Source organism: Phytobacter massiliensis JC163 (assembly GCF_000321045.1).
GTDB lineage: Bacteria > Pseudomonadota > Gammaproteobacteria > Enterobacterales > Enterobacteriaceae > Phytobacter_A > Phytobacter_A massiliensis.
Genome location: NZ_HE578952.1, coordinates 81,350 through 91,086, shown reverse-complemented (window position 1 = coordinate 91,086; position 9,737 = coordinate 81,350). Strand labels below are relative to the sequence as shown.

Annotated in this window: 8 protein-coding genes; 6 read left to right on the top strand and 2 right to left on the bottom strand. The window is 47.9% G+C overall.

Features of this window, described 5'->3' with window-relative positions; translation table 11 throughout:
• The first annotated feature begins 305 nt into the window (after positions 1-305).
• From ENTHG_RS23430 to ENTHG_RS25535, 4 genes are all read left to right on the top strand, one after another.
• The gene (locus tag ENTHG_RS23430) at positions 306-1,301 is read left to right on the top strand and encodes a nucleotidyltransferase family protein (RefSeq protein ID WP_044185886.1); all 996 of its coding nucleotides are present in this window, start codon (positions 306-308) and stop codon (positions 1,299-1,301) included.
• 3 nt (positions 1,302-1,304) lie between these two features.
• Positions 1,305-2,237 carry an S-4TM family putative pore-forming effector gene (locus ENTHG_RS23425; protein WP_044185884.1) on the top strand — a complete coding sequence of 311 codons (933 nt, stop codon included), beginning with the start codon at positions 1,305-1,307 and terminating at the stop codon, positions 2,235-2,237.
• 312 nt (positions 2,238-2,549) lie between these two features.
• Positions 2,550-2,987, top strand: coding sequence for a type II toxin-antitoxin system RelB/DinJ family antitoxin (locus ENTHG_RS23420; protein WP_044185882.1), 438 nt, complete (start codon positions 2,550-2,552; stop codon positions 2,985-2,987).
• A gap of 38 nt (positions 2,988-3,025) precedes the next feature.
• A complete protein-coding gene (locus ENTHG_RS25535) occupies positions 3,026-3,691 on the top strand; it encodes a hypothetical protein (protein ID WP_145973690.1) in 666 nt (221 codons plus the stop codon).
• On the opposite strand, the gene ENTHG_RS23415 is transcribed toward ENTHG_RS25535, so the two are convergent.
• On the bottom strand, positions 3,645-6,842 hold the full coding sequence (locus ENTHG_RS23415; RefSeq protein ID WP_044185880.1) for a hypothetical protein: 3,198 nt from the start codon (positions 6,840-6,842) through the stop codon (positions 3,645-3,647). The two genes, ENTHG_RS25535 and ENTHG_RS23415, sit on opposite strands and share 47 nt — an antisense overlap.
• Positions 6,843-7,207: 365 nt before the next feature.
• Here ENTHG_RS23415 and ENTHG_RS23410 point away from each other — a divergent pair, with 365 nt between their 5' ends.
• Positions 7,208-8,161: a type II toxin-antitoxin system RelB/DinJ family antitoxin gene (locus tag ENTHG_RS23410; RefSeq protein ID WP_161624538.1), complete on the top strand. Its 954-nt coding sequence runs from the start codon at positions 7,208-7,210 to the stop codon at positions 8,159-8,161.
• A gap of 15 nt (positions 8,162-8,176) precedes the next feature.
• Positions 8,177-8,788: a hypothetical protein gene (locus tag ENTHG_RS23405; RefSeq protein ID WP_052332776.1), complete on the top strand. Its 612-nt coding sequence runs from the start codon at positions 8,177-8,179 to the stop codon at positions 8,786-8,788.
• Between the two features lie 2 nt (positions 8,789-8,790).
• Here the strand turns inward: ENTHG_RS23405 and ENTHG_RS23400 are convergent, their stop codons facing one another.
• On the bottom strand, positions 8,791-9,465 hold the full coding sequence (locus ENTHG_RS23400; protein WP_145973689.1) for a hypothetical protein: 675 nt from the start codon (positions 9,463-9,465) through the stop codon (positions 8,791-8,793).
• Positions 9,466-9,737: the final 272 nt, after the last annotated feature.

Here is a 9,737-nt window from a genome sequence, read left to right as displayed (position 1 = left end):
GGAGTTTTCGGATCTCAGGAGGAATGCAGAAGGTTTTGTGCTGATAATGCCAACACTAAGGATGAATTTTGAACTTAATCACATTGCTGCTTATTTGGCATCAATAATTGAAAATATTTGCATTATTTTCAATAAAAGAGCGAGGCACTTATTTCCCATATAAATTATATGCCCTTGAAGAGAGTGAGACGGTAGTGAACTTGCGGTACTAAGAATAAACTGTACCGACTCTTCCAGGGCACTGGAGTGTGCAGATGTACGACAGAGCCCTGCGCCTTTTGCAATAAATAATTAAAGGACTGAACATGGCGACCACAGTAATAGCTGCCTTTAACGAATTTATGAAAGATACCGTGAATCTCAAAAAGGCAGATACCGATGACGCGCGTGCAAGTCGCGACTGGCTTATCGGTAAGATGAATGATTTTGAGAAGGACGATAAATTTCCGGTGAGTTATCCGGCGATCCATATTGCCTTTGGATCCTTTGCCAGAAGAACCAAAATCCGTCCCTTGGACGATATCGATTTGATGTTCGGCTTATCCGCGCAGAGTGCCACCTATAACGTTCTGAGTGACCGGATCACCTTGACCTCTTCCGGCGAGGGATCGCGCCTGCACGGGTATCGGCATTCAGGAGTTGACACTATCTGCTCCGTCAGAATTCTGAATGCCTTTAAAAACCACCTGCAGGACATTGCCCAGTACGCCCAGGCTGATATCAGGCGTAACCAGGAAGCCGTCACGCTGAAACTGGTCAGCAAGGACTGGAATTTTGACATCGTGCCCTGCTTCATTACCAGCGAAGATGTCTTTGGACGGACTTACTACCTGATCCCCGACGGCAACGGCCACTGGAAGTTTACCGACCCCCGCAAAGACAGGGACAGAGTCACGACTATCAATGTGCAGAATGACGGCAATGTGCTCAATGTCATTAGGGCAGTCAAGTATTGGCAGCGGAGACCGACGATGCCTTCCATGAGTTCCTATCTGCTTGAGACGCTGATTCTGGACTATTACGCTGGCAGGACGTCCTGCTCATCGTTTGTCGATATGGAGCTGGAAGCGCTTTTCCGCCATCTTGGTCTGTTCGTGCAGTTCTCTGTCAACGATCCTAAAGGCATACAGGGAGATATCAACTCTCTTTCAGCCGAGGCACGTAAGGCGATATCGGACAGATGTTATCTCGATGCGCAGAAGGCATCTGAGGCAAGACGGTTTGAAGATAATAAAGAGTATGAAAAATCTATCAATAAATGGCGCGACGTATTTGGGCCGTCCTTTCCTGTTTACGGGTGAACCATGAATGCCATCTACACGAACCAGTCGACGAGAGAAAATCTGGATTTACTGTATGCTCAGGCCCATATCTACGACAGGGTAAAAAACTGGAACAGGCTGAATTTTATCTTCAGCATCATCGTGCCGCTCCTGCTTTCGCTCGTTACCGTATACAACCGGAGCCGGGGCTTTGTCGATTCAGAGTTGCTGTCTTCACTATTAGGGTTGTATGGACTCCTGGTGCTTACTTTTAACATTATCATCAGCGGACATATCTCGGCGCTGCGCAGGAAGGCAGCCTCAATCCAGGAAATGTACGACTGCCGGGTACTTGGCATCCGGCGCAATGACCTGAAGGTGGAGGAGATCCCACGGGATGACATCCTCCGGGCAGCTGCCTATTTCAGGGACAGTCCGGAAAAAGCACGAAAGCGATTTGGCGAAGAGGGGTGGTACGTCAGTAAGGTGTATGACGCGCCGCAGGCCGTAATGGCGCTCCTGTGCCACGGAAAAAACCTCGGTTGGGACAAATCGCTCAGGGAGGTACTGCACGTGTTTTATCTTTCAGCTTTCATTGTCTCGCCTGTCGCGATGCTTGTTTACGGCATCGCCATGAAATCCGGACTGAATGAGATCCTCTTCTATGTGGTGTTCACTCTGCCGGTCATCCGCTATTTCTTGCTTCAGTTTCTGGATAATCGGAGCAGTATGAAAAGAAGCGAGAAGCTGAAAAAGTACGTTGAGAAGGAATTATCCGGCATCAGGGTGTCCGGAAGGGCAGAAGAAGAGCAACTGGGCTATACGCTCCGGAATATCCAGGATGAAATGTTCGCCTACCGGGCCTCATGCCCGCCCGTTCCCAACGGCATTCAGCTGATAATGAAGCCAAAAAATGAGCGAATTTATATTGATTACTTTGAAACGAATCTGAAGGAGTTGCACCTTCCGGAGTAATCCACCCTTGGCTCCGGTGTAGACTTTACGTATGCCGGAGCACATCACGATAAACCATTCAGGTTGCCTGGCTGCCAGCGTAAACACATAGTCACCTTCACCTCGGATAGTTAGCATCCGGCTTCACCAGAAATCGGATCTGTGCGTTAAACAACGATGACAGGTGCAATACATCTGTATATCCAAAAATTATCGTATTATAATTGTATATTCAATAGCAGCGTATTACATTAGTATGCATTGTGCGTATATATATTTGTACATGCTTAATGACTGACACAATCCCACTGGCTGACGGCTACGGAGGAAAAGATGGCCATGATGACATACCGACTGGATGACGATCTCAAAGAGATTACCACCCAGGCCCACAAAGAATTAGGTTCCACTCCCACAGAGACTAACGTACAGGCGGTGCTGTACGTTGCTGAACATCGGCGGTTACCTTTCATCCAGCAGAGCCGGACGCTTACCGCTCCTGAGGTAGCTTGGCGTGTGTATCTGAGCTGCCAGGCAGTGCGTGATATCCTCAGGCTGATGGAAGCAAAGGCGCTTATGGCTGATATCACCTGCCGTGGCATTCATCCTCTGTATCAGCAGCTTTCCCGTGCTCACCTTGTCCTGGCGGAGGATCTGTGCTGGCTGCACAGCGCTACGGACCTGACGGATACGCTGAATGAACTTATGCCCGTTTTTGCCCGGGCCCGGGTGCATATGGCCAGCAGTGAGGCCGCCCTTGGCGGGGGATGACGTGTGAGCGCCCCTTTAACGAAGATGAGGTTTCCGCTATGTCTGCCTCGCTGAACGCACTTGATAAGGAAGTGATCGCGGCCCGGGAACTGCTGCTGAGTAAGAACGTCTTCCCGCCACCAACCCCGGTACCCGAATACAGTCATAACGGATACTATTGTGCCATCCGGGTGAGCGAAAATTTCTCCGGTCGAGGTTTTATTGTCACCATCACACAGCGTGCGGATCTGGTTAACCTGCTTTCCGGACGACTGAATGAAGGTCAGTACCTGCCGCAGCTCCCGGGATGGACACTTCATCCTGCCGACGAATACCGTGTCTGGCTGCCAAATATCTTTCCGCCCCGCGATTCAGCAGAAGCCGCAGCACGTTATATGGGGGGGGGCCCCGGCTCTGTTACGGGTTTTTGTTCCACAACGGAAAAAGTGTTCTGCATGGCTCTGACGATATCAGCTTCAGAACGACGGAAGGGGAAAGACTTCGGCCGGAGCGGATTGCTGAGACGGTTTCAGACTTTATTGAAAACGGGATCCGTAAAATCCTGCAGGCGACAGGTAAAGAAATTACGGGATGATGCTGGCTGCTCATCCTTTCAAAAGGCTCCCATCAGGGAGCTTTTTTGCTACAAACCATTTTCAAATGCCTCAATGAAATATCTTAACCCGGGGGCATGGGGGCCTGATCAGGAGCCTGTCGAAAAATAAAACGGGCTTTCATCTCTCCACTGAATACCGCTTCACCTTCAAAAATGGTATGCAACCTAATATGAAGTTCATCCGTGTCCTCTTCCTCGGCACTGAATGAGAAAATGTTCTCTGCATCTTTTTTGATTTTAAACTCTGCAAAGGCTCTTTTATTAACCAGTATGGTGTCAGAATTACTAAAGTGCGGTCTGATATAAACAATACAACTTTGCTCTTCACCGTGTATTCTGAGCGTTCTGTGGTCATCGTAAAAAAGATCACTCTGAGGGCTATCGGCACGATCTAAATGCTTTACTCTGTACTCATTATATTGCTCATACAGAGCACTGTCACAAATGATGAGATAATCGTCGTGTTGCAGCCCCTCAAAGCTGGCAACCTGACGGACAAGGTCAGAAAATGATGTGAATTCATGATGGCTTTGTGCGGGTTGCTGAGTCAGTAGAGATAATAAATCCAACAAGACTTTTGAAAACATGCCCGAAGCCCATGCATTTTCCCGCCCATGAATTTTCCTGCGGAACCTGTCTGTAACATCCTGTTTTTCCGTCTCGAAAGGGAATCTACAAATAATATTGCTTGTAACAACAGTATGTTCAGATATTTTCTCAAACAGGCTAAAAGGTAAAGCCTGATGCAGTTTCTCTTTAAATGAATCAGAAATATCCCTCTCAAGCTCTTCTAGAACAGTTTTGCTGACGGGAGCGTGAATAATGCTCTGCTTAATATGGTCATTAAACACATTCAGATATTTCCCCACTAAATCAGAAACGCTCTGCCGTTGTGGTCCGAAAAGGACGTCATCAACAAAAACGGTACCGGTCAGTTTATCGGTTGCCCGCTGTAATGCCTCAAGACGATGAATAATTCTGGTGCAGTAATCAAAATCAAACAGATTTACTGATACAGCCGACTTCATCTTTTGCGATACAGAGTTTTCTTTCGAGGAAAGTATAACGGCCAGCTCTGCTACTTGAGAAACTAAATCCGAAATACCGGAAAGGCGGTTACCCATGTAGACACGCCCGCTGATCATACTTTGCCCGTGTGAAGTCGATAATTGTCTTATAATATTGCCTGGACTTTCTTTCGAGTCCCTTTCTCTCCTCTCATCCCAGGTAAGAATACGGATGAAAACATCTATGACATCGGAGCTTTTTTGCAGCTTCTCGGATAAGGTTTCTAATCCACCTGTGTTTTCAACTACTTCACCGCTAAGAAGAGTATTTATTGCAAACCGATATTCACTATTAAGCATGCTGGCAGGCTCGCGAATTAAATAAGCTGCTGTTAAAAGCCGGATATCCGTCAGCATATTTTTGTAATAGGGAGCAAAAAGTTTAGCCGGGTTTGCTGTGATTTTTCCGGGAGTGCTGTCTGAACTGAACTGAATCTTTCCTTCAAGAACGGACTGCGTAATAAAAAAATCCTGCCAGTGATACAAACCTGTGTGCTGCTCGCCCGTGGCTATTCTCGCTTCATGCAGCCAGCGATTCATCATATCGACAGCCCATGAAACGGCCCCGGACTCACCTGATATCACAGCGCTCGTCACTATCTGCGGTAATGTAAACAGGTGCGCCTTCAGGGCTTGGTGATAAAGTTGCTGGTCGCCATTTTGTCTGAGTCTGCTTTCCAGAGTGTCAGTCCATCTCTCCCACACCGCGACAAATTCTCTCAGCATCGCATCGTAGCTCTGACGCTGAGTGATATCCAATCTTGCCGCATTAGCATCCCCCCAGCGTATAAGAATCTCCCAGGCATAAAATGTGTATTGAAGGCCTAGTTTTATTTCTTTAAGTGAAATATCTGTTCTTGCCGCACACAATCGTTGTGGAACCCACATACATGAGATGTAAAATCTTTCAGACATATCAGTTCTGATAATCGCCTGCCGGAATAAATGGTAAATTTCTGTATACAGCTTTTCACTGAAACTGCGATCCCACGCACTTTCATTCGATAGCAATAATAGGTTGTCCGGGTGGTGAAAGTCTTTGAAATTAAATGCATCAGTAAAAGCTGTAATGTCACGACAAAATCCGTCCACAGCTTCGTCAAACGCATTAATATCATTACTGGCCAACGCATCAGCCGCATCTCCCATAAGCCCTTTGATTATTCTGTCGGTCGGTATATTTTTTCGAGCAGTGATTCCTGTGCGAAAACAACCCTTCATAAGGCGTATGAGAATATTATCCGGCACTATGTCTTTAACTTTAAAAAGCGGGGTGGGGGATGATTTATCTCCCCCTTCCATATAGGAGATAAGGGCTATGGAAATTTCTTTTTTCTTAATAACGCCACAGATATTTATAATTCTGAGGATGAATTTTAACGGGCGAACATACATATCCATAACGGTTTCATCAGGGGATGACTTCCCCCGGACAATTTGGTATCCCTCGTCAAAGCAAAAATCCTTAAATGATACATGGCTGTAATTCTCATTTAAAATAATCTTACTGGAAACTGGGGCAGTAATAAAACACCTGAACAACTGTTCTTTAACATATGTCGACAGTACGTCGGCTGTAAGATAACGTAACACCAATCTTTCGCGTTTCTGATCATCAAGCATACTCAGGCTTTGTACAAAGAACCAGATGGAAAGCGCAATATTTAGCATCATCCAGATAATAGTTATTCCGCAAATAATTGCATAGTTATAGTTGCCGATAAAAGTTCTTAATATTATACCGGTAAGTATGAAACCAGAAAGAAATAGTCCGCTCAGCCCGGCAAGCATAAACCCTGAATAAGTCTGATACGCTGCCTGTACAATCTTTCTGGCTGATTTTCTCTGAAAAATGACGCTGACGAGGCCAACAACCATAGGATAAACTATACCAATAATGGTCAGTTGCCCTCCCAGAAGACTCAACTGTGCATTAAACAGCGTTTCCCATTCAGGAAACCACTCCGCAGCCAGAGGCTTTATATATGTCTCACCACAGATCATAGCCACGAACAGGGCCGAAAAGACTGCTATCAGAATTATTATTGCTTTAATATAATGCACAGAGCCTGAGACAACAATTTTCTCAAAATCATTCCACTTCAGTTCATTGTATGCATTGTTTGCATGAATCTTGTCCCTGATAAATTTCTCTGACAGGTAACGGATGCTTTCTAAAGTTTTGTTAAGCATAGAGACTCGTTAATAGTGAAAAGAGGGGCAGATACCCAAGCATAAGGATAGCGTAATGTGCGAGCTATCCTACCATCATCTGCTTCAGGCTTCTCCAGCCCCACAGCTGCGCCGATAAATTTTGTTTTATTCAGTTGACAGGATGCCTCGCTCACAGAGGCGACGGCCCTGCATCCTCACTACCGTGAGCAGTTCACCCCCCCTTTTATCTCCGGCTTTACCGGTTTTCGGATCTGACCGGGAAAGATGGAAGTGTCATGATGTTTATGTTGCTATGAGAAAACAAAATAATTTATGTAGCATATTTACTACATAAAATTTTATTGGTAAAAAAGAATACACCAATGACTAAGCGAGCTTACAAGATGGCAGCCATTAACATAAAGATAGATGATGTACTCAAGGATGCAGGGGATGAGGTTCTGCGGGAGCAGGGTCTGAACACAACGCAGGCCATTACACTTTTCTGGCAGTATCTCGTACAGCACCGCAGGTTGCCTTTCATCGCTGAGACCAGGCTCTTTACAGCAACCGATCTGACTCTTGCCATTGCCACCCAGTATGGCGATACGCTCAATCAGCTGCATAAAATCCAGGGCATGCTGAATTCTGACGGTGCAGAATTCGCTGAATTCACCGCCGCCAAACTGGATCTCTCCCGTCAGGCTGCTGCCATCCAGCAGAACGGCTGGCGACTGGAGTCCCTGCCGGATGACAATGACATATCCGCTCCGGCCCGGCGGATGCTACCCCGCATTAACTATCACCTGACCGGATGTGACTTTGCCTTGTCGGATTTACCGGCAGAACTGCCTGTACCCACCCGGATGGCGAATGAGTTTGGCATCTCACTGAAAGCGTTCGAAACTGAGTTTGCCAGGCTGAAATCCGTACTCACCAATACCGGTCTGCTGGCACGTCCTGCGCCGGCGCGCGAATTTGTTTACCGGGGAGAAAACGTCACAGTATCCGTCGTACAACCGGAGGATTACCAGCACGGGGCATGGCTAGTGCGGATGGAGGCAAAATCACTGGATCGAGAAAACGCGCTGGAGGATGCCGCACTGGCCTTTCCAGCACAGGAGAGCAGAGTATTCCTGCCCGGTACCGTCTACGGTAAAGCGGTACGTAATGCGCAGACCGGAAAATATGAGATGGGATTCACTTTCCTCAGCGGGGTCAGCGAGTTTCATATGTATTCCAGCGGACACGAGGAGAACGATAATCCAACCTCAGCGGATCAGGTCGCGGCCAGCCTCGCCGTGACGGTGGACGAATATCTCCGTGTGTTACTGCATGACATGTCAGAGCAGAATTAACCAAGGGAAACGGACATGAATAATAACTACGGCATTCCTGAGAATCTGTTTAACGGCACAATTCCTCCGGGTAGCCTGTCCTGGACGCTACCCACACTCGCAGGGAAAATGCTGGTAGAGCTTGAAGAACGCTACGGACCACGCGATAAGTCATGGACATTTCTTGGTGTAGAATTCAAGTATGATGGCCCCATGATCTGGTACCCCAAAGAGGAGAATAAACCTGATCCTAAGCATGTTGTTATTAGTCTGAGTGGGGAGGCTTTCAGTAACCATAAGGAAGCGATGTACCAGCTTTCGCATGAATGTGTACACCTACTGTCTCCACAGGGAAAAGCCGGTGCAAATGTATTGGAGGAAGGGCTGGCCAAGCTTTACTCGATGGAGATCATTGAGCGGCTCTGTGGTCATCCCCCCAGGCAGAAATATGGCAGGGCGCCAGCCTACGAGCAAGCCGCCGGTTGCGTTCGTCAGCTGCTTAAGATCGATGGTCATGCTATCCGAAAACTGAGGGGCAAAGAGCCTGCCTTCTACGAGATGGTGCCGGCAACATTTACAGAGGCCGGCTTGGGTCAAGTACCACAACAGCTGATTGATGATCTGCTGACAACCTTTTTAGTTACCTGATGTCACATTTTACTTCCCTCCCCGCCAGCGGCTGACGGCTGCGGGGATGTCCTGCGTGGTGTTGCCCATGCCCCCGGAAATCCCTCTTTATTCAGTCGGTGCCGCAGGGTCTTGACCCTGTCTGCGGTAACAACATCCTTGAGATCGAGTGAAACGGTAGCCAGCGTCGCCAGGCAGGCATCGGTCAGGGTGAAGTTGGCCGGCAGTTTCCTGGGGCTGGTCCTGGCCGTTTCAATGCAGTCAAACAGCTCGCGCATGTAGTCCGGTACGGCTTCCCCCCTGCCGTCGACGATGGCTTCCTCGCTCCGGTGTAAAAATTCTGCTTCAGGAATTTCCCTGGCTGCGACATCTAGTATCTGTTCAAGAGATGGCCAGTATTTACCGTCATACTTGCTGCGCAAGGCGTTGAGAGGCTCACGCAAATACGAACGATAGTGCCCGTTCTGCTCTGAGGCCGTCTCAATCAGATCGACAATGTGTGTCGTGCGCTCCAGCGAAAAAGCGTTACGGTTAAGTATCTGGTCCTGCTCTGTCAGCAGCGCGGACAACGCAGCCGCCTGCACGGCGATTTTCTCATTCAGGTCGGTCAGCCTGCGGTAGTCAGCCTTCAGCCGATTGTTACGCTCCTTAGTACCATAAGCTCCGGCAAAAAAATCTGCTCCAGCAGCGTGTGGCATTGGTGCCAGCTAAGCCGCTGCTGCGCAATGTTTTCCCATACTGGCATCATTTCTGTTTCGCGGGAAATAAGCCTATCCAGCAACGGCCAGTGCGGCTTTCGCAGCGTATGCTCGTGAAGGTCATCACGGTACGCTTTAAGTGTATTAAGCACCTCATCGGCAGTACGGGTATGCAGGTAGTACATGTCTTTTCCTCATCATTTTCCGGCTCCAGCAATTATGTCCAGGCACCACAAGGATGTCGGTAACGCAGGAGAGAAATATTTTTAGTC

Bases quoted from the DNA above. Each gene is read 5' to 3' on its own strand.
- ENTHG_RS23410 (WP_161624538.1), top strand. From the start codon at position 7,208: ATGGCAGCCATTAACATAAAGATAGATGATGTACTCAAGGATGCAGGG.
- ENTHG_RS23400 (WP_145973689.1), bottom strand. From the start codon at position 9,465: ATGCCACACGCTGCTGGAGCAGATTTTTTTGCCGGAGCTTATGGTACT.
- ENTHG_RS23420 (WP_044185882.1), top strand. From the start codon at position 2,550: ATGGCCATGATGACATACCGACTGGATGACGATCTCAAAGAGATTACC.
- ENTHG_RS25535 (WP_145973690.1), top strand. From the start codon at position 3,026: ATGTCTGCCTCGCTGAACGCACTTGATAAGGAAGTGATCGCGGCCCGG.
- ENTHG_RS23415 (WP_044185880.1), bottom strand. From the start codon at position 6,842: ATGCTTAACAAAACTTTAGAAAGCATCCGTTACCTGTCAGAGAAATTT.
- ENTHG_RS23405 (WP_052332776.1), top strand. From the start codon at position 8,177: ATGAATAATAACTACGGCATTCCTGAGAATCTGTTTAACGGCACAATT.
- ENTHG_RS23425 (WP_044185884.1), top strand. From the start codon at position 1,305: ATGAATGCCATCTACACGAACCAGTCGACGAGAGAAAATCTGGATTTA.
- ENTHG_RS23430 (WP_044185886.1), top strand. From the start codon at position 306: ATGGCGACCACAGTAATAGCTGCCTTTAACGAATTTATGAAAGATACC.